Genomic DNA, 22585 nt, shown 5'->3' on the forward strand with positions numbered 1-22585 from the left:
GTGACATGAGCCTGCTCGGCGCGCTTCGCCCGGACACCCTGCTGAGCCTGCTGCCGGAGCCGGTACGGAGTCTGGTGCCGCGCGGTCGCCGGATCGAGACGTGCGCGGGCGGGATCCGCGTCGAGTTGCGGAACATCGGCGGCCGGGGCGGCGAGCGGGCCGCCCGGGAGCTCGAAGACCGGCTGCGCGCCGCAGGTACACGACGTGCCGAGGTGAACGGCGCGCTCGGCTGTGTGTACATCGGCTGCGACGCGACCACGGCCGACACCGAGAAGCTGGTCGCGATCGTGGCGGAGCTCGACGAGGGCCAGGAGGCCGGCGCCGGGCCCAGTGCGCGCCACGGCGCGGAACACCATGCCAGGGCCGCCGTCAGCCTCGGCGGAAGTCTCCTGGGCACCAGCCTGGCGCTGGCCGGACGGGTCACCCGGATGCGGCTCCTGCACTCGGCTGTGCCGACCTTCCTCCAGTTGGCCGAGCACACCCCCAGGATCCGCAGGGAGCTGGACCGTCTGATGGGGCCGCCCGCCGCGGCCGCCATGCTCGAAACGGCACGGACCGTCACCCAGACGCTCGCGATACGGCCCATCGGGCTGCTCATCGACTCGGCCGCGGCCGCGGGCAGATACATCGACGCACGGGCCGGGCTGCAGGCATGGGCGAGCTGGGAGGAGGAGTTCGCCGGGGCGAACGGCACCTACCGGCACCTCCGGACGGCCGCGCGGCCACGGCCTGTCCCGCTGCCGCCCGGGCCGGTAGAGCGGTACGCCGACGCGGTGAGCCCTGCGGCGCTCGCCGCGCATGGAGTGACCGCGATCCTGAGCCGAAGCCACCAGCGGGGGCTCTCCGTGCTGATCTCGGGGACGCCGAAGGCCGCCGCGGTCGGCCGGGACGCGTTCACCGGCGCTGTCGTGCGGGCTCTCGCCGGTCGCGGCGCCATCGTCCTCCAGCATGACGCCCTGCGCCGGATGGATCGCATCGACACGGTCCTCATCGACGCCACCGCGCTCACCACGGGCGCGTGGGCGCTGCACGACGTGGTCTCCACCGGCTCGGACGTCGATCCCGACGAACTGCATGCCCGGCTGCACAGCCTCCTCGATCTCACCGACGTCACGGTCCGGCGGGAGAGCGACGGGTGGGTCGCCAGGCCGTACTCCGCCGCGCGGGGGCCGCGGCAGGTCGGGCGGTGGCGCCGTGCGGGGGTGACGCCTGTCGTGGTCTCGCGGCACGGGACCGTGGTGGCGTTCGCCGGCCTGGTGCCGGAGCTCCATCCGCTGGCCGAGGCCGTCGCGGCCGCGGCGAAGGGCACCCGTACGGTGCTGCTGGCCGGAGGTGAACCGTGGCTGGCCGAAACGCTCGGCCTCGACCGTCTCTCCGGCGGCCGGTCCCGGCTCGACGCGTCGGTGCGGGCGTTGCAGTCCGACGGGCACGCCGTGGCCGTGCTCTCGCGACGCTCCATGCGCGCGCTACGCGAGGCCGACCTCGGCATCGGCGTGCTCGACCAGCCGAGGCGGGTGCCCTGGGACGCCCATGTGATCGGCGGTCTGGACGGGGCGCAACTGCTGCTCCGCTGCCTGCCCGCCGCCAGGACGGCAAGCGTGCGGAGCGTGCGGCTGGCCGCCACGGGGGCGATCATCGGTGCCGGCCTGGCATTCCTCGGCGATCACCGCGCCTCGGTCGGCCGGGCTCACCTCGTGAGCGAATGCACGTCGGTGGCCGCGCTCGTCGCCGGGAGGTGGGCAGGCCGTCATCTCGGCCGCGAGCCGCCGCCTTTCCGCGCGGACCGCACGCCCTGGCACGCCATGGGGGCATCCGAGGTGCTGGCCAGGCTGCACACCTCGCCCGACGGGCTGCCGGAGGGAGAATCGGCACGCCGCAGGCGAAAACCCGGACCGGGGACCTTCGCCGAGCCGGAGTCGCTGACGCGCGCGACCGTGGAAGAGCTCGCCAACCCGCTCACTCCCGTCCTCGCCGTGGGCGCGGGCGCGTCGGCTGTCGTCGGTTCCGTCCTGGACGCCACGCTCATCGGGGGCGTGATAATCGTCGACGCGCTCCTCGGCGGTGCGCAGCGAAGGAACACCTCGCGCGCGCTGCACCGCCTCACCGAGGAGACGGCTGTGCTGGTACGGCTGTGCCGCCCGGACGGCCTGAAGGAGGGAACCGCCGACGACCTCGTTCCGGGCGATGTGATCGAACTACGCGCGGGCGATGCCGTACCGGCGGACTGCAGGCTGGTCACGGCGGCCGGGCTGGAGATCGACGAGTCCAGCCTCACCGGTGAGTCGCAGCTCGTCGCCAAGACCACGGCGCCGACCGCCACGCCCATCGTCGCGGACCGGGGATCGATGGTGTACGCGGGCACCACGGTCGCGGCCGGGCATGGCCGCGGCGTGGTCGTGGCCACGGGGACCGAGACGGAGTCCGGAAGGACCGCGAGGCTCGCCCTCGACGCGCCGCCGCCGACCGGCGTGGAGCTACGGCTGCGCGCGCTGAGCCGCAGGATCCTCCCTGCCGCGATCGGGTCGGGTGTCCTCCTGGGGAGCATCGATCTGCTCCGTGGCTCGCCGCTGGACCGGGCGCTCGCCCCTGCCGTGAACCTGGCGGTGGCCGCGGTCCCCGAAGGGTTGCCGTTCATCGCCACCATCGCCGAGCTCGCCGCGGCCAAGCGGTTGTCGCTGCGGAACGCGCTGGTGCGCAACCCGTCGACCATCGAGGCCCTCGGCAGGGTCGATGTCCTCTGCTTCGACAAGACCGGCACCCTGACCAAGGGACGCATCAGCTTGCGGCGGATCTCCGACGGACGGGTGGAGCGCCCGATGGAACGGTTGACGCCCGAGTTGAGAGCGATCGTCGCCGCGGCGCTTCGTGCCGGACCGCGGTTCGGCGGCGGGCGTGCCATTCCCCATCCGACGGATCGCGCCGTCGTGGAGGGAGCGGAGAGGCTGCGGGTGTCGCCCCGGGACGGCCTCCGCGCGTGGCGACGCGTCGACGAGCTTCCCTTCGAGCCGGCGCGGGGCTACCACGCCGTTCTGGGCCTGTGCGAGTCCGGCCATCTGCTGAGCGTCAAGGGCGCTCCCGAGGTCGTGCTGACCCGCTGCGAGAGCCTGGTCCACGCGGGGGAGACCGTCCCCTTCGACGACGCGGCCAGGCGCGAGCTGGAGCGGGAGGTCGACAGGCTCGCCATGCAGGGCTACCGGGTCCTGGCCGTCGCGGAACGCACGGCCTCCAGCCGCTCGGATCTCGACGAGTCCAGGATCAGCAGGTTGCGCTTCCTCGGACTGCTCGGCCTGGCCGACCCGGTCCGTCCGACCGCCGCACGGAGCGTCCGGGGACTGATCCGGGCCGGGGTCCGCGTCATCATGATGACCGGAGATCATCCGAGTACGGCGGAGGCCATCGCCGCCGAGGTGCGGGCGTTGAACGGGATGCGGGTCATGACCGGCCAGGAACTCGACGCGCTCGACGACGAGGCCGTGGCCGCAGTGCTGGACGACGTGTCCGTCTTCGCCCGGGTGACTCCTGCGCACAAGGCACGTATCGTCACGAGCCTGCGGCGTTCGAGGAAGGTGGTCGCCGTAACCGGGGACGGCGCCAACGATGTTCCCGCGATCCGGCTCGCCGACGTGGGGGTGGCGCTCGGGTCTCATGCCAGTCCCGCCGCCCGGTCCGCCGCCGACATCGTCGTGACCGACAATCGCATCGAGACGATCATCGATGCGATCAGCGAGGGCCGGGCGATGTGGGGCTCGGTGCGCGACGCGTTGAGCATCCTGCTCGGCGGCAACATCGGGGAGATCGCCTTCACTGTGGGGTCGAGCCTGCTGACCGGCCGCAGCGCGTTGAACGCCCGCCAGTTGTTGCTGGTCAACCTGCTCACCGACATGTTGCCCTCGATGGCGGTGGCGGTACGGCGACCGAGCGCCGTCGACCCGGAGAAGTTGCTGGCGGAAGGGCCGGAGGCATCCCTTGGCACGCCCCTGACCCGCGACATCTACGTGCGTGCCGTCACCACCGCCGCGGCCGCGGCCATGGCCTGGTCGCTCGGCAGGATGTCGGGCACGCGCAGCCGGGCGGACACGATCGGGCTGATCGCCCTGGTGACGGCGCAGCTTCTGCAGACGGTGGCGACGGGAAGCCAGGATCGGACCGTGCTGCTAGCCGGCCTGTCGTCCGTGGCCGTGCTGGCGGCGATCGTGTCGGTCCCCGGCATCAGCCACTTCTTCGGCTCACGTCCGATCGGCCCGTTCGGCTGGGCCATCGCACTGGGCTGTGCCACCGCCGCCGCGTCGCTGGGAAGGCTGGTCGAACGGTCCGCCCCGGGATGGTCACCGAACGTTAACCCCTAGTTCGACCCAATCGTCCCCATTTTCAACTATTGAACCCGAACCTATAGATACATGTCGTTATATCCCTTTAAGGTGCACTATGTCGGAGTTTCTGGGTTCTGTGCTCGCGCGAGCAGCGGTACTGCTCATCGAGGCCTTGATCACGCGTCTCGTCCAGGTCATCGTCACAACGGTCATTCGTCCAGCGCCGGTCCCGACCATCTGATCCGGGAGCGGTTTACGGCAAGCCGGTCGTAATCAACCCGGTGATCGTCGAAGGGCAGATCCACGGGGGAGTGGCCCAGGGCGTCGGCGGCGCGCTGTACGAGCGCATGGTCTACGACTCGCACGGCCAGCTCCTGAACGCCTCCTTCATGGACTTCCTGATGCCCTACGCCACCGAGATCCCCCGGGTGGAGACCGCGCACCTGGAGACCCCCTCGCCGCTCAACCCGCTCGGCATCAAGGGGGCGGGCGAGGCCGGCGTCATCCCGGTGTCGGCCGTGATCGCCTCGGCCATCGAGGACGCCGAGGGCATCGTCATCGACCGGATGCCGATCTCCCCCTCGGACCTGTTCCACCTGAGGGCGACCCGCTGACCGCTCGCCGGTTCCCCTGACGGGCCGTCGAGGAGCGGTGTGGAACTCCGACGGACACGCGAACGCCCGCCTGGCCTCGGCTGTTTCCCCGGCGATGGGCGGTCGCATCGAACGGATTGAAGCCGCGGTCAGGGGACCGGCTGGAGCGTTGTGAGATCCTCTCTGCCGATCTGATCACCGTTCCGGGTGATGATCACTTCGTTGCCGCGCACCTCGTAGGCGTAGGAACCGTTGAGAGCGACATACCCATAAGGAGTCTCCTCGGCGGGGAAGGCCAGTCCGGTATCCGGCTGACCGGTGTATTCCCCGTAGTAGTACACCTGGCCGGAGTTCCCGCGACACAGGATGATCTGTTTGTTTGCGGTGCTGTAGGCGGCGACCAGTTCGGCGGTCTCCGATCTGGGCAGCATTTCGACCACGCGGTCTGGGCACCCAGGTGGACGAGCCTCTGGTTCGACCTGTGGCCCGGTGGTGGATAGATGCCGGAGGCCGGATGGGCGATTCGCCGAGATCAGCGAGGCGACGTAGGCGGAGAACATCAGCAGCACGAAGCAGATGACGAACGCTATGAGGCAGCCGGCGCACCCACTCACTGACGAGCCGCTGGATGGCCGGACGATTGGTGACGGCGGATGATATCCGCCGGCCGGTGGGTATCGGGCCGGTGGGGGATGACCGTACGGCGGTGTGCCGTACGGGGATACGGGTGGTCTGGGGCCCGTGGGCGGGGGGCCTGGTCGGAGAGGGGCGTATCCCATTCGTCCCCCTGCGCCGGCGGGGGGTGCGAAGAAGATGGCGCCATCCGATAGAGAGCGGGAAGGTACATGGGGCGTCGCCGCCGCGCCGCTGGTGGGCATCCCCGCGCCGGTGGATCTGACTCTCTCCGACGGCCTCTCTCTCCCGCTGAATCTCGTGCCGCTCCTGAACGGTGGAGTCGAAGGACCGTCATTCGGAAAGACTTTCGTATGGTCGGTCGCGGCCTTCCGGTCGGTGTCGCATCCCTGGCAGTTGATCTCGCCGGGGTCATTCCACACATCACAGCGAAGGCATCGCCATGTCGGCCTGCGGGCTGGGTCGCCGCCGCCCGGATTTGGAGGACCCTGCCGTTCCTCGCACGCTTGGCAACGGCGGCGTTCCGCATCGTTGTAGGTATCGCATGATTTGCAGCGCCACGTGGCACCTGCCACGATGATTCCCCTTCCAAGGATCAACCGCAGTGTTCAGGGCACAGGAGTTTCCCGTGCAGGTCATCGATGAGTTCCTCGGTTTCGGACGACGGTTGGAAGCTGATCCAATGCTCGGTGTCCGGTACGGTCCGCGCTTGTGCACGAACCGTCAGCCAATGAGCCATCTCGCGGGCGTGCAAGGCCTGTTCGCGTTGCAGGAGAATTCGCAATGTGAGCATGTCACCCGATTGGAGCGACCTTTGTGGGCCGGCGGCAAAGCGCAGTATGAGCTGTATCGGCTCGGTCTCTCGGACATCGGCTGCGGCACACCACTCGCTGGGTAGTTCCAGGCATCCTCCACCGCGCCAGCGTACGGTGATCGATTCTCCGTCGTAGATCAGTCGCGCGTCGAGGCCTTCCACAACGGAAGCGGTCACAAGCTGTTCACGATAGTGTTGATGATCTCGTCCATTTCCAGCTCCTCCAGGCCCAGGCCGGCCGTGGAGGGGAAGTGCATGGTCATGTTCCACTCCTCGGTGATATCGGTCCAGGGGTAGGCGTCGGGCGCGAAGAGCACGAGGCGCTTGGCTGAATTGTCCATCACGGCGGTCTGGCTTCTGGCATATCCCCACCGCTCGAAAAGTTCGTCCATGTCCCGGGGAATGTTCTGCGGATAGGTGTGGGCGGAGACCGCTGCCGGCGTGCGAAGCGGATGAGCGGGCGCGTCGGTAAACATCACGATGACATGGCGACGCCGATCCAGTCCCGTCTCCCATGGTGCGTCGATGGCCAGGGAAAGGGCTTCCAGGCCGGACTCCGGGATATCGCCGCCCCCTGACGGATAGAGGCTGCGCACGAAAGTCTCGAATTCCGCTGACTGGTCGGGAAAAAGCAGGAAAGGGGTTTCCTGGATGGCATCCTCCGCGTAGTCGCCGAAATCGCGGAAGGCAATGAGCTTCAAGCGGAGCTGGGAGATTGCTTTACCCTTCTCCCGCATCACGAGGTTCAGCCTCTCGTGAAACATGACAGCGCTCTTCTTTACCGTGTCCAGAACGGGCATCATGCTGTCGGTCGCGTCGATGCAGAGCACGATGTCCACCGCATACTGCAGATTTCCTTGATACTGCTCGGCGTGTGTCATCGATGGTTCTCCTTTTTGTCGATGTTGATTCGCACTCGGGAAACTTTCGGTGTTACCGGTTTAGATTTTGTCGATTCTCTTCGGTGCAGCTCGCACACGTTCGGTTCTTTCAGCGTTTCCATGAAGGTTGCTATCTGTGGCCGGGCGTCAGGCGCCCGAGACGTCATCGCGCCCACTAGCTCTCGCATGGGATCACTCAGTCGGTGGTCGAGGTGCAATGTCGTACCGGCGTTGACGGCGTCGGCGGGCGATCCGAACCGTTCGTCGTAGCGTGGGACAGCCCCCGTGAGATAGTGATGCGCTAGTAATCCAAGGGCGAAGATGTCCACCTTGGTGGTCAGATAGCCGGCCAGCACGTCCGAGTCACTCTGCATGTACCGCCGCCACTCGGGAGCCCCGTACAGCGAGTCCCCCGCTATGTCCTCTCGTTCCGGAGGCTGTCGCGAGACGTAGGCATCGTCGAAGTCGATGAGCTTGGCGGTGTAAAAGGCACCGCCCCCCTTGTTTTGTACCAGAACATTGGCCGGCTTCAGGTCCCCGTGTACCACGTCGATACCGTGTAGCAGGCCCACACTCAGTCCGAGGGTTCTCAGCAGCACGGCCTTCTGACCCGGGGTGAGTGACTGCGGCCGGTGCAGGTTTTCGGTGTCTATGCGCTCTGTGACCTTGTAGTAGGTGGTGCCGTCGTGAAAGAAGTCGAGGGCGAGGATGAGATTGCCCCCTCCGACCGTGTCGTACGACAGACGATTCATAATCATCTTGTGTCGCTGCTCGAATTCCTCACATGACTGCAGTCGCAGGCTCTTGCTGACCGTTGTCGCGGTTGAGCCCGGCTTGGGGCGTTTCGGGTCGAGGAAGCGCTTGATAAAATATTCGCGTCCGTTCTTCTCGGCAAAAGCCCACACGCATTTTCCGCCACCGTCGTTTGTTGGCTCGCTGGTTATGCGGTAGCCGCTGATGATGTCCCCAGCCTTCATCTCAACCCTTCATCGACGGGCGGCATGAGCTGTTCATAGTCCGATCGGTAGTAACTCCACGTGCGTGTCCGCCACTGCCGTACCGTTGCGGGATCGTCCCTCATCAGGGAATCGCGGGGCTGATAGCGCGTATCAATCTCCCGTGTGCGTGGGCCGAAACTTTCCCGGAGCTGTTCGAAGTCGGAGAAACCGAGCGCGGCGAGGCTGAGCGAGGCGTCGTCGCCCGAGTAGGACGATACCTGCCTGGCCAATCGTTCTGCCCATTCTCGTTGATGGCCCGACACTTGGAGAGTGTTCAGAAGATGGCATTCGAAGTGGGCAGGCGTATCGACGTAGCCGTAGAAGCCGTCGGTGGCGCACACCAGTACGCATGGCAGGTCGAGAAGTAGGACGTGCGAATCGATCGTGAAGTCCCGGTCGGCGCAAAGCACGTTGGTCAGCGGCGGATCCTGTAACAACTGCTCCAACCCATCGGTCTCCACCGTGTGGTCCCGGGTCAGCGCCTGAAGGCCACTGCGAGGATTCAGCGCGTAGGCCCTTGAATCGCCCGCCCACAGAATCTGACATTCGGCCTGTTCGCCACTGAGGCGATAGCGGATGGCGGCCATCGTGGAAGGCAGGGATCTGCGCATGCTCCCGACAATCTTGCTACGGCCGAGCGGGCGCATTTCGGCCAGTAACTTTGCCAGATGGACCCGCAGCGATTGCGCTTCAAAGGAGGAGCGTTCGTTGACGCAGTGGCGGAACCAGGAGTCGACGCCGATCCTGGCCACTCGCGCACCGATCCACGCACTGCTGCGGCGTGTCCCGTCGCGTGAGGTGTGGGCGATCTCAGCCCCTGAGCCGCCCAGCCCGTCGAAGACGCCCAGGATGCCCTCGGCTGTCGGAATATGGTGGGCCAGCAGCGGTTCCGCGTCCTCTCCTCGTCCGGTGTTTCGCTCAGTCCACACCCCGATGGCCAGCACACCTTCCCCGTTGTGATGCCAGACCGTCCGTTGCGCACGTGTCGCGTCGTGGTTCATCCTTGCCCGCCGTCGGGCCGCTCATCTGGATATTCGGTCCTTGGCAGTGGGATGCCGCGCACTCTGCTGGGGCGCCGTTCGCCCTTCCGCTCGTGGAAATGGGTTCCGCCGACCGGTTCTTCGTCCGGCGGAGCTGCTGCCGGCCGTACGCGGTTCTCCGCTTTTGGGTCTTCTCGGTGAGCAGCGGGCGTGGGCTCTCGTGCCGCGCCCGCGTCCGGTTCTCCGGCGCTCGCGCCCATCCTGTCCTCGCCGGTGCCGATTCGGCCCGCCCTCGGGTGGGCCTCGCTCGCCGCGAGCGAGCTGCGGAGGCGGCTGGACCGGGTGCCTCCGAAGGGGGCGGCAGAGTCACCGACGAGGCGATCCCGAAGGGCGCGTTCTGCCTGGAGGAGTTCCCATGACTCGCGGTCGGCGTCCGAATGCTTCAATACGGCTTCCCACGCTCTGAGCAGTTCCGTGCGTTCGGCGCCTTCTGCGGCCGTGATCAACTCGTGCGCGGCGCGCGGACCCTCGCGTTCCATGATTTCGGCGATCAAGCCTTCCATGCCGTCCGCGCGCAGCATTTTCAGATGACGGTTGCGGCGCATGGCCATGAGCCGGGTATCGCGTTCGATATCGCGGTACGCGCGCCCGCTGGTGTGGATTTCGTCCTCATCGACCAGCAGTTCCACGGAGATGTTGCGTAGCCGGATAGCCGAATCTCCGGTGAAGATGCGAATCGAATCGTTCAGTGCGTCCTCGGCGATGTGGAACTCGCTGATATCGAAATTTCTGGATACCTTGCGGAGCATTTGCTGGATAGCCGGATAAAGGGCGGCGCTGACATCGCGAATTCTACGGTGCACGATCTCGTCGGGTGCCACCACGCGGCAGTTCAGCCTGATCAGGCTACGGAAGCCGAAGGCGGCGTCATTACTGAGAAGGGGGATCTCGAGCATGAGTCGATGCTCGCCGACATTGACCAGATATGATCGCTGGTAGGTGCCGTACCTCGCATCGATAATGGGTTCGCCGTGTCTGATTACAAGTGGCGTGCCATTGTGCGGGACGAGCACCAGCGCGGTGCCCGGAGCGGGAGGGCGCAGTGGCTTCAGAAGCCTGAAGCGGGAGAGAATATGGCTCTCCATAATTGGATCATAGGTGAACGGTTGCATAGTTATTGTCTTCCGGTCTGGGATGAGTAAGGTTAGTCATGCGGAATTCCGTAATGCGTGGTGAATTCGTGCCGCTGAGCCGGAGGGATTCTTCCCCGCACGCGCCCAGCCGTCCAGGTAATAATCGAGGCGTTCCCGATGCCTTCCCGGCCGGGCGGCGACGGCGAGCAGGATGTCGTAGATATTGCTGAATGCCGTGCGATCGTGGTCAGCATATTTATCCAGATACTCGCGCAGCGCATCGAGCGCCTGAGTTTGTGCTGGTTTACGGGCCAGGGCGCGGGCCCAGAGTTCCACGAGTTGCGGGAGGTGTTCTCTGGCGTTGGCGAGCAGGAGGGGGAGTGGCGGGTCGCCAGGTGAGGATGCCGTCCAGGACAGGGCGCCCCCTCCGGGGTATTCTGCCGGCGCCGGTTGGCTGGCCATGAAGACGAAGGCCGACAGTGACTTCGTCACCATCGGAGAGGAATCCTGCGGCTCCGACCATGTGAGCAGGGCGGACAGGACCTCGGAGGCACAGCCCTGCTCGATCAGATGCAGCAGGCTCCGGCCGACCGGTGGCAGGGTGCTCCAGTCCTCGCGGTCGAGCATTGTGCGCAGCGCCGTTGTGGCACGTGCCGGCTGCTGTGCCCCCAGCCAGCCGCCGAGCGTCGTGGCCGCGGTGAGAGACAGGCGTCGCTGAAAGGGCGTGTCCTTCTCCGCGACCCAGGATTCGAGCAGGACCCAGACGGCTTCTGCGAGATCGCGATTTCCGCCCACGACCCCCAGCGCTGTTGCGGCCCCCTGACGAAGCGCCGGGGATTCGTTTCCCGCCCACTGCCTCAGGTAGCGGTTGACCGCGTGGGAGTGGTCACTCCAGGCGATCACTCCTGCGGCTACGGACGCCCGCGCCCGCACGTCGATGTCCGGATGCGTCATCAATCGGCGTAGCCAGGCAAGCATCGTGGGCCGGTAACCGTCGAGATACGTCCACGCGTATCCCAAAATCGCCTGTTGTACGAGCGGGTTGACGAAGCGGACCCGTGGCAGTGCGCTGCCCTTGGTACGTCCGGTCTCCTCGGCGGTCACGGACACCTGGATCCACGGATGGTCGGATTCGAGCCGCTCTCGGAACCTCAAGTCCGCAGGTGAACCCGTATCCGGGGTCAACATGCCGTACAGCGTCATGGCGGCGTCGGACACGGTGAGATATGTCGCCTCCTCCAGCGTCGCCGCCGCCAGCGCGAAGCTCGTCACCTCCGGAGACCGGAACTGGCTAAACCAGGCGTGTACCTGATCGGTCGGATCCCGTAGCGACTCGACCCCGGCCGCCAGGTCTCCGCCACTACGGATCACGGCGGCAAGGTGTACGGCGTTGCGCGGACGGGGAACTTCACGCAGCAGCTCCAGCGCGCGGGAATCGGCGAGCTTGCGGTGTAGTTCCGCAATTTCCTCTGGTGTTGGAGGGACGTCGAACGCGTGACTTTGCACGATGTGCACCGGGTCGACGAGGCCGAGCGAGGTCATGATGTGCCCAGACCGGGCAGCGGCCTCCACCAGCGTCCCGCGAGGAGGCCCCGTCACCAGGATCATGAAGCTCTTGCTCTCCTGGAGTATGGCCGCCGTGTCGTCGATCCACTGCTCGTCGATCGTGTCCATGGACAGACCCGCCGTACCCGAGGAGCCGTCGTCGAGTACCAGGAGATACCCGCTTCCTGCTGCTGGCCAGTTCGACCCGTCCAACGCCGACGAGTCGACGATGCGATAGCACTCACCTTCGGCGTGCGTCTTCAGCACTTCGGCCAGCAGGTTGAAACCCGTGGTCTTCCGCCCGCCCGGTGAGAGGGCCAGGATCAGCAATCCGCGATTGCGGAGGACGTCCAGCGCGTCGTCCCATCGGGGCGGCCGAAGGTAACTCTCGGTCCACCGAGCGAGCCGCTTCTTGTTGACCTTTATTGTCGTGTCGCCGGTACCCCGACTATGACCGGCCATGGTGAATCCACCGCCGATGCTGACGGAGTCGTTGAACAGCGCGAGCGTGTCGATCCGCACGCCCAGGGAGTCACGCTGTAACCGTTCGGTCACTCGGGCCGCGATGGCCGCCGCCTGGGCGGATTCGGCGTCGTCCGCTCCGCCGCGGCGCAGTGCCCGCAGCGCGTCTTTCTCGCTGAGCGGTGCATCATCGTCCGTTTCCGGGCGTGCTTCAGATGACTCCGCTTGGTCGGCAGCCTCCGGCTTCCTGCTGGACTCGTCGTCCCCCGCCGGAGAGCCTTGCTGTTTCAGCGGGCCGTCGATCTGGCTCATGCGCCTTCCGCCTTCGAGAGGGACTCAGGAGATGTTGAAGTCGCCCGAGATGGTCACGGGTGCGTGGTAGACGGCGGCGGTCTTGATCGTGTTGGCGACGATCGCGGGTCCGCTGGCCGCCTGCTTGGCTGTGTGCGCCTGGTCGACCAGGCGCGTGATGTCCTCGAAGAAGGCCAGGTCACGTATGAGGTGCATGATGAGCACGCGCTCCAGGGCGGTGACCGCGACCACGTCGGCAGGATTCAGTTCGACCTGCGCAAGCGTGCCTTGTGCTGCCAGGTCACCATGGAATCGAGTGCGCACGCGTTCGATCAGAGGAGCCGACGGGCTCAACCATGCGGCCCCAATCCCCTTCGAGTTGCCCTTCCTGGCGCCCTCCGCCACGAGGCGGGCGGCATGCCTCCCGACCTCGTCAGGTGATCGGGATTCGGTTCTGGAGCCGGAGGGATCATCGGTATCCGCTGCGGAGCCGGAACCGGCGGCAGTGAATCGGTTAGCATCGATGGGCAGGTCAAGGCCAGGGTCACGCTGGAGAATGCGTTGGTGGAATCGCTCGATATCCGCGCCAGGATCGGCCCCGATCTCCTCGGCCAGTCGTGTCCGCAAGCCCGAGAAGGCGGCCAGGGCTTCAGCCGAGCGGCCAGCGCGGTAATAGGCCAGCATGAGCAGAGCCGTCACTTGCTCGTCGGGCGGTCCAGCAGCGGTGAGATCCAGCAGTTCGGGGATGAGTCGCGTATGGAGGCCAAGCCGTAGCTCGGCTTCCATACAGTCGATCACTGCGGCGCGGTGCTCCTCCTGCAGATTGTGACGATGGTTGAGCGCCCACTGGCCGGTCACGTCGTTGAGTGGTTCGCCGACCCGCAGCCCAGGGGTTCCCCACTGACTGAGGGCGTCGCGGAGGGTTCGCACGGCTCGGGCGTCGTCGTGGCGAATCAGCGGTTGAGCGGTGCTCACCAAGTCGCGGAATCGGTGCAAGTCGACCTGGTCACGACTGGCCAGCAGTCGGTATCCGCCATCGTGTTTGGGCAGCAGGTCGGTGGATCCGGATACGGTTCTGCCCAGATGGCCGCGCAGTTCGCTCATGTAGTGGTGGATGACCTTGCGTGCGCTGGCTATCGGCTCGTTGCCCCAAACCTTGTCGATCAACTGTTCCATGGGGACCGGCCGCGACTCCGCCAGCAGGAGTATGGCCAGTACCAAGCGTTGCTTCCGGTCACCGAGGTGAATCCACACCCCCTCGCTGTAAGCCGCCACACCACTCAGCAATCGAAACTGCATCGCTCGTCCCTTCTGACCTTGCGTTGGATGTGTCATACAGCACGCGTGACCCGTCCTGCAGAGTTGCTATGGCAGACCTACAGCACGGCACCCAGCGGATAACCGAGTCGACCGCCCAGCGCGGTATTCGATCCTTATTTCCATCGGGCGGCACAAGGCCCCCTCGAAGGACAGGAGAAGGATGATGGGTACTGCAAAGGAAAATCAGCCACAGCGCGGATGGTTCAAGGCGACCTTCAGCGACAACGGCGGCGGTTGCGTCGAGGTCGCCCTTGGCGAGAACTTGGTCGCGGTTCGTGACTCCAAGGACCCCAGGGGGCCTGTGCTCTACTTCAATGACCAGGAGTGGGGCGCGTTCATTGCCGGCGTCTGTGCGGGGGAGTTCGACCTGAGGTGATCCGGGTCTGCAGGGGGCGTCACGATGATCAGGTTGCGATGTCCCCTGCGCCCGCAGGACGTATCTCAGGGAGAGAGGCGTTCGCCGACTGCGCCGCCAGTACCCCATATCCGAGGCGGCGGGGATGACGCTCACTGGGCAGTGGCTCTGAGGTCGGCGCTGAGCGTGGCGAGGAACTCCCGCGCCTCGTCGTTGAACACCGCCGTCTCGCTCAGCAGCGACCATTGCCGCTGATAGATGGCGATGTCCTCGGCGTTGTTCGCGGTCAACCTGACATGTGTCGTCTCTACCTCGACAAAAGTGTCTCCGGCGCTGCCGTCGCTCTCGTAGACGATGAAACCGTGCGGCGGGCAGACGACCGCTTCCCTGTTGTGCGGTATTAACCCGACGGAGATGTTTTCCAATGTGCTCAGTGATGCTATTCGGTCCAACTGGGCTACCAGGAGTTTGAGTGGTCCGGGCCGGCACCTCAGGGCTGCCTCCGTAATGAGAAATTCGAAACGCCGGCTTTCCTCATACAGTGCGAGTTGGCGCTGCAAACGACCGGCGATGGCCATGGCCAGGTCACCGTCGGAGTACGGCGGGTCGAAGAGGGAGAAGATCCGCCGGGCGTACTCTGCGGTTTGCAACAGTCCGGGGATGAGCGTGGGCTGGAAAACACGCACGATCTTTGCTTGATCTTCTTGATCCCGGATGTCGTCCTGAAGGTGGGCTTGACCTTGCAGCGCGTCCCGCCACGTGTGCACCTCGGTGAACGCCGCCTCGGTTGTGTCCGTCAGCCACGCCCGAGTCTGATCGGAGGCACCCACAGCTTCGGCCCATGCCGTTACCTGCGGTAGTGAGGGGATCACGGTTCCAGACTCGATGCGTGAGACCTTGGACTGGCTGATTCCGATCCGGTGGGCCAGATCACGCCCTGAGATACCGGCCAGGTCGCGCAGGCGCCGAAGCTCCATTGCGAGACGCTGCCGCTTGGTGCCCTGTCCCCCTCCGTCACCTGCGGGTATGTTCATCGCTTCGCCCCCCATGGCGTCCTGTCAGCATCTCGCAGACGGATTACCTGATCCACTATGATTCGGAATGATGTGGAACTAAATCAGATCGAGTCGTGCGTGTCAAACCATGTGCGCACACGTCGTGCTTCTAGCGTTCCGCGAGGATTGGCCAGTATGGGCGACTTTCTCTTGACGAAGGGCTTCCGATGATTCAGTATGAGTCAGTATGATGCGAAGCGTGCACAGGACGTCATGCTCGACCGCTACTCGCCCCGGACTGCCCCGCCGCCCTCGTCGTGGACCTCGTCGGACCAACTCCCGGTTGGCTCTCGTGCTGTGGAGTAACGTGCTGCTGAGCCTGGCGCAGGAGTCGGCTCTTTTCAGGTTCCTCGTACTCGCGATACTCCTGACCGCGCTCCCAGTCGTCTTAGGAAGGCGGCGGGTGGCCCTTGGAGGACGAACGGCTTCGGGAGAACGGTGGGGGCCATGTCCGTCAGCCCCAAGGCGTCACAGCCCGGCCTGCATGGCGGAATTTCCATCGCCATGTGTCTCGCTCGGATCGCCCAGGCGGCGCCGTACTCGGTCCCTAAGCTATGCCAGGCCGTGTCGTCATATGGGCGCGGGGCGTCAAGTCGTGTGTCCGTACCCCATGTCTGCGGGGATCCCTGGTCGGGACACCGGAAGGGCCGATCCCGCTGATCAGCCGATGTGTCGTACGGCGACGCCGACGGGCCCGTGCGTGAAGTGAACGACGCGCCGGTCGCCCGCACCAGAGCGCGCCCGCGCGGCCGTGATGTCCGATCGAGCGGTCAGGCCGGAGGCAGACGCCGCGGGTCAGGCAGGCGCGGGGCCGGTGGAGGCGCGGATCACGAGTTCGTGCCCCGTACGGCGGCGCCGGGGGCGGGCGGCCGAGGGCTGGAGGACGAGCTCCAGCGCCTTCCTGCCCATCGTGATCATCGGCAGGCGGATCGTGGTCAGGCCGGGATAGACGTCCACGGCCACCGGGATGTCGTCGAAGCCCATCACCGAGATCTGCGCCGGGATCCGGCGGCCGTCGTGCAGCAGCCAGGACAGGGCGCCGACGGCCATCGGGTCGTTCAGCGCGGCGACGGCGGTGAGACCGGGATGCTCGCCGAGCAGCCGGGCCGCCGCGGCGGCGCCACCCTCCCTGGTGAAGTCGCCGCAGGTCACCGGGATCGACTCCCAGGCGAGCCCGTGGGCCTGGGCCGCCTCGCGCAGCCCGCGTAGCCGGTCCTCGACCGTGGTCAGCTGCTCGGGGCCGCTGATCACGCCGATCCGGCGGTGGCCGAGCTCCAGCAGATGCCCCATCGCGGCGACCCCGCCGGCCCGGTTGTCGGGCAGCACCGCGTCGACGGGCAGGTGGTGGCGGCCGATCACGGCCACCCGCCCGCCGGCGGCGCGGAAGGAGACCAGCTCGGCGGCCGTCTCGGCGCTCGGCTGGATGTAGCCGGACCCGGCCAGCACGATGGAGTTGACCCGCTGGGCGCGCAGGCCGCGGATCCGGCTCAGCTCCGCGCGCGGATCGCGCTCCGTCTGACTGATCATGGCGGTGTAGCCGCGGCTCTCCGCCTCGCGCAGCACGCCCCTGGCGATCTCGGCGAAGTAGGGGTCGCCGACGTCGTGGACGATCAGCCCGACCGTGGAGACCTGCCCGCCGGCCAGCGCGCGGGCGTGGCTGTTGGGCACGTAGCCGACCTGGGCCGCGACGGCCTGGACGTGTGCCGCGAGGGTGGCGCTGACGCCGTTGCTGCCGGTCAGCGCGCGGGAGGCCGTCGCCAGGGAGACCCCGGCGGCACGTGCGACGTCGACCAGCCGCGGAGTGGACGGGCGGTCTTCCATCTCGTTACCCAACCCCCTTGTCACACCGCTGTAACACGTGCCATCGTAGCCGAAAGCGCTTACGAAAGCGCTTTCGTCTTTCCGAACAATCGCCTCTGATCTGGAGGTTCGCGATGACTAGGGGTCAAGGCGCTCGCAGGAGCCTGGCCATTCTGGCGATCGGCAGCCTGGGGCTCACCGCATGCGGTGGCGTGAACGGCGGGGCCGAGAAGGATGACGGGACCGGCCCGGTCAAGGTCGGCATCTCGCTCCCGCTGACCGGCGACTTCTCCGAGCCCGGCAAGGGGGTCCAGGAGGGCTACCAGGTCTGGGCGGACCAGGTGAACAAGGCCGGCGGCCTGCTGGGGCGCAAGGTCGAGCTGCTCTTCCGCGACGACGCCTCCGACCCCAACCGGGTCGTCTCCGACTACGAGTCCATGATCACCCAGGACAAGGTGAACCTCGTCTTCGGCCCGTTCTCGACCCGGCTGGTGATCCCCGCCGCCGAGGTCGCCGAGTCCTACGACATGCTCTTCGTGGAGCCCGCCGGTGCCGCGAAGGAGGTCTTCGAGCAGGGCTTCAAGAACCTGTTCTACGCCGCTCCCGCCGTGGCCGACGACCACTACAACTACCTGGCCGAGTACATCATCGCGCTGCCCGCGGACCGGCGTCCCAAGACCGCCGCCTACGCCTCGCTCGACGACCCCTTCGCCCAGGGCACCGCGTACGGCCTGCGCGACAAGCTCGCGGCGGCCGGCATCAAGACCGTTGCCGACGAGGTCTACCCGCCGGAGACCACCGACTTCGCCCCGATCGCGGCAAAGATCGCCGCTGCCAAGGCGGACATCGTCGTCGGCGGCACCCAGTTCGAGGACTCCGTCGGGCTGGTCAGGGCGCTCCAGGAGCTCGGCTCCCAGCCCAAGCTCGCCGCCTTCTCCACCGGCCCCACCCTTCAGGAGTTCCCCGAAGCGGTCGGCGGAGCCGTCGAGCACATCCTGTCGCCCGTGGGCTGGTCGGTCTCCTCCGGCTTCTCGGGCAACGACGCCTTCGTCAAGCGCTACAAGGAGATGTTCAAGAACGAGCCCAACGAGGACGCCGCCAACGGCTACACCGTCGGGCAGATCGTCGAGGCGGCGGTCAAGGCGGTGGGCTGCGTGGACCCGGTGGCCGAGTGCCAGGGCAAACTCGCCGACCACATCCGGGGCGGCAAGTTCGACACGATCGTCGGCCCGCTGACCTTCGACGACCAGGGGCGTCCCGAGGCGGCGCACATGATCCAGCAGTACGTGGACGGCAAGGTGGAGATCGTCCTCCCCGAGGGATCGAAGGCGCAGACCAGCAAGCTCGTCTTCCCGAAGAAGGAGTGGTGACCCTCCTTCTCCAGGGGCTGGCCCTGGGCATCCTGACCGGTGGCCTGTACGCGCTGCTCTCCTCGGGCCTGTCGCTGTACTTCGGCGTGATGCGGGTGGTGATGGTGGCGCACCCCGCCTTCCTGATCGTCGCCGCCTACCTGACCTTCACCCTGCACACCGGGCTGGGCCTGGACCCGCTGCTCACCCTGCCGATCACGGTCCCCGTCTTCTTCGTCGCCGGGGTGGCGATCCAGCGCCTGCTGATCGCCAGGCTCGCCTCGGACACGATGGCGATGATGTCGGTGCTGCTCACCTTCGGCCTGGCGCTCATCATCGAAGGGCTGCTCGGCACGTTCTACACCGGTTCGTACCGGTCGATCAGCATGGAGTACGCGACCCAGTCGCTGGCCCTGGGGCCGGTGCGCCTGCCGTACGACCGGATCATCGCGTTCGCGGTCGCGGCGGTGACGCTGGGCGTGTTGTTCGCGGTGTTGCGGATGACCCGGTTCGGGCAGGCGCTGCGGGCGACCATCCAGCATCCGGAGGCGGCGCGGCTCATCGGGATCAAGACGGAGCGGGTGACGGGGTACGGCTTCGGCGTCGGACTGGCGACGGCGGCGGTGGGCGGCGCGGTGCTCGCGCTGATCACGCCGTTCTTCCCGGCGGCGCACTGGGTGTGGATCGGCAAACTGATGGCGATCATCGTGGTCGGCGGGCTCGGCAGCGTGCAGGGAGCGGCCGTGGCGGCGCTCATGCTCGGCGTCATCGAGAGCCTGGTGCTGGTCACGGTCGACGCGACCTGGGCGACGATGATGTTCTACATCTTCCTGTTCCTGACCCTCGTCGTGCGCCCCCAGGGATTCTTCGGAGGTCGCCTTGCGCAGCGGTTCTAGGTACGGGCTCCTCGCGCTGGGCGCCGCGCTGGTGATCGCCTACCCGTGGCTGGCGCCCAACACCTACCTCCTCTACGCCGGCGTGCTGACCGTCATGTACGCGGTGCTGGCCACCTCGTGGAACCTGCTCGGCGGCTTCACCGGCTACGTCTCGCTCGGCCACTCGGCGTTCTTCGGCCTCGGCGCGTACGGCACGGGCCTCCTCGTCACCAAGGCGGACTGGCCCTGGATACCGGCGCTTCTCGTCTCCGCGCTGGTGGTGGCCGTCTTCGCCGGACTGGTGGGCGTCGCGGCGGTCAGGGTGCGCGGCGCGTCGTTCGTGATCGTCTCGATCGCCCTGGTCTCGATGATGAACCTGCTGGTCCAGGGCTGGCGGTCGCTGACCGGCGGCTCGACCGGGCTGCGGGTGCCCACGCCGTTCCGCGAGCTGAACCGCGGCGAGAGCCACCTGGTGTTCTTCTACCTCTTCCTCGTCCTGCTCGTGCTGGCGCTGCTCACCTGGTGGGTCATCAGCCGGTCCCGGTTCGGCAGCGGCCTGAAGGCGATCAGGGAGGACGAGGACAAGGCCGAGTCCCTGGGCGTCCCGACGACGGCGTTCAAGGTGGTCGCCTACGGGCTGTCGGCGCTGTTCGTGGCGCTGGCCGGCGGGCTCTACGCGCTGTGGTTCCGCAGCCTGGACCCGATCTTCGTCTTCTCCATCCTGGTCGGCTCGTACATGGTGCTGATGAGCCTGCTCGGCGGGGTGCGTCACCTGTTCGGGCCGCTCCTCGGCGCGCTCATCGTGGCCCCGGCGGGGGAGTACTTCCTGGTGGCGCTGGGCGAATCGCAGATCCACCTGACCGCGACCGGCGTGCTCCTGGTGCTCGTGGTCATGTTCATGCCCGAGGGCATCATCCCGGCGGTGGCCAAGCTGGTGCGCAGGTTCCGGCCGCCGGAGGCGTCCATCAGGGAGGAGACCGCGGAACAGCGGTCGAAGGAGGCGGTCGCATGACGTCGTCGCTGCGCACGGAAGGGCTGACCAAGTCGTTCGGCGGCGTGACCGCGGTCGACGGCGCGTCGATCGAGGTGCTCCCCGGCAAGATCAACGGCCTGATCGGGCCCAACGGGTCGGGCAAGACGACCTTCTTCAACCTGGTCACCGGCATGATCCGTGCCGACTCCGGGCGCGTCCTCTACGGCGACCGCGAGATCACCCGCTACTCGCCGCACCGCATCGCGCACGCCGGGCTCGGCCGTACCTTCCAGCTCTGCCGGATCTTCCCCCGGATGACCGTCATGGAGAACATGCTGGTCGCGGTCCGCCGTACCCGCCTGCGCGAGCTGCTCGCGGGCAGCCACGACAAGGCGGAGGTCGAGCGGGCCCGGCACTGGCTGCGTCGCGTCGGCATCGACCACCTGGAGTCCGCCGAGGGCCGCAACCTCTCCTACGGCCAGCAGAAACTGCTGGAACTGGCCGCCGTCTTCATGGGCGACCCGGAGCTGGTGCTGCTCGACGAGCCGGCCGGCGGCGTCAACCCGGCCCTCATCGAACGGATCGTCACCCTGGTCCGCACGCTCAACGAGGAAGGCCGCACGTTCCTGGTCGTCGAGCACAACATGGACATGGTGATGGGGATGTGCGACCACGTCATCGTCTTCGACCGCGGCGCCCCCATCGCCGCAGGCACCCCCGAGGTCGTCCGGAACGACCCCCGCGTCCTGGAGGCTTACCTTGGCGTCTGAGACGGTCCTCGAACTCCGCGAGATCGAGGCGGGGTACGGCAGGGCGGCGCTGGTGCTGCGCGGGCTGTCGGTCACGGTCCGCCAGGGCGAGGTGGTCTGCCTCGTCGGCCCCAACGGCGCCGGCAAGTCGACCGTGCTCAAGGTGGCGAGCGGGCTGCTGGCCCCTCGCTCGGGCACGGTGCAGCTGTCGGGTGCGGACGTGACGGGCCGCACCCCGCAGGCGCTGCTCGGGCTGGGCCTGGCGCACGTGCTCCAGGGGCACAGCGTCTTCCGCGAGATGACGGTCGAGGAGAACATCCGGCTCGGCGGCTACACGGTTCGCGATCCCGCGGTTCTCAGGAAGCGGGTGGCGGCGGTCAAGGAGATCTTCCCCGTCGTCGGCGAGCGGTGGACCAGCATCGCCGGGCTGCTCTCCGGCGGCCAGCAGAAACAGGTCGAGTTCGCCCGCGCCCTCATGCTGGAACCCAAGGTGGTGCTGCTCGACGAGCCGTCCATGGGCCTGGACCCGAAGACCACCCAGACCGTCTTCGACCAGATCGACCTGATGCGCCAGACAGGCGTCGCGGTGCTCCTGGTGGAGCAGAACGCCCGCCGGGCGCTGGAGATGGCCGACGTCGGCTGCGTCCTGGACCTGGGCCGCGTCCACATCTCCGGCCCCGCCCGCGACCTGGCCGCCGACTCCCGCCTGGGCGCGCTGTACCTCGGCGGCGCCGCGGCCAGGGAGGCCGGGGAGCAGTCACCGGCGGCGGGCCAGGCCGACGTCCGCTAACCAGTGGGCGGCGGCGTCGACCCTGCGCGGCGTCCTCTACCTCGACGTGGTCCATACGACATTGGGCAGGTTACTGGTGCGGGCTCAGCCGCCGTACATGCCGCTCAACGCGGCCATGTCGTACAGCGCCGCGAACCCTGGGTCCTCGCCCACCCAATGAGGACGGCCGATGGGGCCGAGCACAGGGGCGACACGGTCGAACAGGTCACGTGCACCGCTGTAGAGGATGAAGGCCCCCTCCGTCCCCACCGTCGGAGGCACCGCCTGATCCCGCCGGCGAGGAAACGCACCCCGTGCCCCTCGACCCATCCGGCGAGCTCGCGCGCCTGCCGTACAGAGCCGCTGGTGAGGTTGACGAGCGTCCCGCCGGCCGGCTTCCGCACGGCCGGTGCGAGCGCCTCGCGGACGCTGGCGTCGTCCAGCAGGCACGCGACCGTCAGGTCGCCCGCCTCGATCGCCTCTACCACGCTCGACGCCTCCCGCGCACCGCGCGCAACGAGGTCGCCCGCTTTCCCGGGGGTACGGTTCCAGACCGTCACCTCGCGACCGGCTTCGAGGAGCGCGCTCGCGAGCGCGCGCCCCATGGCTCCCAGACCGAGGATGCTGATTCGTTCATTCCGCAAGTTCGCCGGACCAAAACAGCAGCTGGGCGTTGCGGTGGCCGATGTCGGTGGTGTCC

General features: G+C 67.2%; 19 protein-coding genes and 1 pseudogene. 8 read left to right on the plus strand and 12 right to left on the minus strand.

What is annotated here, in order from left to right; genetic code table 11:
• Positions 1-5: 5 nt before the first annotated feature.
• Positions 6-4346, plus strand: coding sequence for a cation-translocating P-type ATPase (locus tag MBA17_RS12290; protein WP_238496523.1), 4341 nt, complete (start codon positions 6-8; stop codon positions 4344-4346).
• 245 nt (positions 4347-4591) lie between these two features.
• Complete coding sequence (locus MBA17_RS12295; protein WP_238496524.1) at positions 4592-4924, plus strand: molybdopterin cofactor-binding domain-containing protein; 333 nt, start codon at positions 4592-4594, stop codon at positions 4922-4924.
• A gap of 128 nt (positions 4925-5052) precedes the next feature.
• On the opposite strand, the gene MBA17_RS12300 is transcribed toward MBA17_RS12295, so the two are convergent.
• The 8 genes from MBA17_RS12300 to MBA17_RS12335 form a co-directional block, all read right to left on the minus strand.
• Positions 5053-5472, minus strand: coding sequence for a hypothetical protein (locus MBA17_RS12300; protein ID WP_238496525.1), 420 nt, complete (start codon positions 5470-5472; stop codon positions 5053-5055).
• A gap of 659 nt (positions 5473-6131) precedes the next feature.
• A complete protein-coding gene (locus MBA17_RS12305) occupies positions 6132-6527 on the minus strand; it encodes a hypothetical protein (RefSeq protein WP_238496526.1) in 396 nt (131 codons plus the stop codon).
• Entirely contained in the window at positions 6524-7231 is a 708-nt protein-coding gene (locus MBA17_RS12310; protein WP_238496527.1) for a vWA domain-containing protein, read from the minus strand. Before MBA17_RS12310 ends, MBA17_RS12305 begins: the two co-directional genes overlap by 4 nt.
• Entirely contained in the window at positions 7228-8208 is a 981-nt protein-coding gene (locus tag MBA17_RS12315) for a protein kinase domain-containing protein (protein WP_238496528.1), read from the minus strand. The genes MBA17_RS12310 and MBA17_RS12315 overlap by 4 nt, the downstream gene beginning before the upstream one ends.
• Positions 8205-9230 carry a hypothetical protein gene (locus tag MBA17_RS12320; protein WP_238496529.1) on the minus strand — a complete coding sequence of 342 codons (1026 nt, stop codon included), beginning with the start codon at positions 9228-9230 and terminating at the stop codon, positions 8205-8207. Before MBA17_RS12320 ends, MBA17_RS12315 begins: the two co-directional genes overlap by 4 nt.
• Positions 9227-10381 (minus strand): ferritin family protein, encoded by a 1155-nt coding sequence (locus MBA17_RS12325; protein WP_238496530.1) that lies wholly within the window; start codon positions 10379-10381, stop codon positions 9227-9229. The genes MBA17_RS12320 and MBA17_RS12325 overlap by 4 nt, the downstream gene beginning before the upstream one ends.
• Before the next feature lie 36 nt (positions 10382-10417).
• The gene (locus MBA17_RS12330) at positions 10418-12661 is read right to left on the minus strand and encodes a HEAT repeat domain-containing protein (RefSeq protein ID WP_238496531.1); all 2244 of its coding nucleotides are present in this window, start codon (positions 12659-12661) and stop codon (positions 10418-10420) included.
• Positions 12662-12685: 24 nt separating this feature from the next.
• Positions 12686-13939, minus strand: a complete 1254-nt coding sequence (locus tag MBA17_RS12335; protein WP_238496532.1) for an AfsR/SARP family transcriptional regulator — start codon at positions 13937-13939, stop codon at positions 12686-12688.
• Positions 13940-14123: 184 nt separating this feature from the next.
• Between MBA17_RS12335 and MBA17_RS12340 the strand changes: the two genes are divergently transcribed.
• Positions 14124-14336, plus strand: coding sequence for a DUF397 domain-containing protein (locus MBA17_RS12340; RefSeq protein WP_238496533.1), 213 nt, complete (start codon positions 14124-14126; stop codon positions 14334-14336).
• Positions 14337-14467: 131 nt separating this feature from the next.
• Here MBA17_RS12340 and MBA17_RS12345 read toward each other — a convergent pair whose 3' ends face one another.
• Both MBA17_RS12345 and MBA17_RS12350 read right to left on the minus strand, forming a co-directional pair.
• Positions 14468-15292, minus strand: a complete 825-nt coding sequence (locus tag MBA17_RS12345) for a helix-turn-helix domain-containing protein (RefSeq protein ID WP_238496534.1) — start codon at positions 15290-15292, stop codon at positions 14468-14470.
• 873 nt (positions 15293-16165) lie between these two features.
• Positions 16166-17191 carry a LacI family DNA-binding transcriptional regulator gene (locus MBA17_RS12350; protein ID WP_238496535.1) on the minus strand — a complete coding sequence of 342 codons (1026 nt, stop codon included), beginning with the start codon at positions 17189-17191 and terminating at the stop codon, positions 16166-16168.
• A gap of 113 nt (positions 17192-17304) precedes the next feature.
• Between MBA17_RS12350 and MBA17_RS12355 the strand changes: the two genes are divergently transcribed.
• From MBA17_RS12355 to MBA17_RS12375, 5 genes are read left to right on the plus strand one after another with little or no spacing between them, the layout of a single operon-like run.
• On the plus strand, positions 17305-18540 hold the full coding sequence (locus MBA17_RS12355) for an amino acid ABC transporter substrate-binding protein (RefSeq protein ID WP_238496536.1): 1236 nt from the start codon (positions 17305-17307) through the stop codon (positions 18538-18540).
• Positions 18537-19415, plus strand: a complete 879-nt coding sequence (locus MBA17_RS12360; RefSeq protein ID WP_238496537.1) for a branched-chain amino acid ABC transporter permease — start codon at positions 18537-18539, stop codon at positions 19413-19415. The genes MBA17_RS12355 and MBA17_RS12360 overlap by 4 nt, the downstream gene beginning before the upstream one ends.
• Positions 19399-20406: a branched-chain amino acid ABC transporter permease gene (locus tag MBA17_RS12365; protein WP_238496538.1), complete on the plus strand. Its 1008-nt coding sequence runs from the start codon at positions 19399-19401 to the stop codon at positions 20404-20406. The genes MBA17_RS12360 and MBA17_RS12365 overlap by 17 nt, the downstream gene beginning before the upstream one ends.
• Positions 20403-21137 carry an ABC transporter ATP-binding protein gene (locus MBA17_RS12370; RefSeq protein WP_238496539.1) on the plus strand — a complete coding sequence of 245 codons (735 nt, stop codon included), beginning with the start codon at positions 20403-20405 and terminating at the stop codon, positions 21135-21137. Before MBA17_RS12365 ends, MBA17_RS12370 begins: the two co-directional genes overlap by 4 nt.
• Positions 21127-21906 (plus strand): ABC transporter ATP-binding protein, encoded by a 780-nt coding sequence (locus MBA17_RS12375; protein WP_238496540.1) that lies wholly within the window; start codon positions 21127-21129, stop codon positions 21904-21906. Before MBA17_RS12370 ends, MBA17_RS12375 begins: the two co-directional genes overlap by 11 nt.
• An 84-nt stretch (positions 21907-21990) precedes the next feature.
• Here the strand turns inward: MBA17_RS12375 and MBA17_RS12380 are convergent, their stop codons facing one another.
• Together MBA17_RS12380 and MBA17_RS50380 are read right to left on the minus strand one after the other, a co-directional pair.
• Positions 21991-22167, minus strand: a complete 177-nt coding sequence (locus tag MBA17_RS12380) for a hypothetical protein (protein WP_238496541.1) — start codon at positions 22165-22167, stop codon at positions 21991-21993.
• Between the two features lie 17 nt (positions 22168-22184).
• Positions 22185-22529 (minus strand): annotated as a pseudogene (locus MBA17_RS50380) (NAD(P)-binding domain-containing protein); the annotation flags it as partial.
• Positions 22530-22585 lie beyond the last annotated feature (56 nt).

This window comes from Dolomitihabitans soli (assembly GCF_022213955.1).
GTDB classification, from domain to species: Bacteria; Actinomycetota; Actinomycetes; order Streptosporangiales; family Streptosporangiaceae; genus Streptosporangium_A; species Streptosporangium_A soli.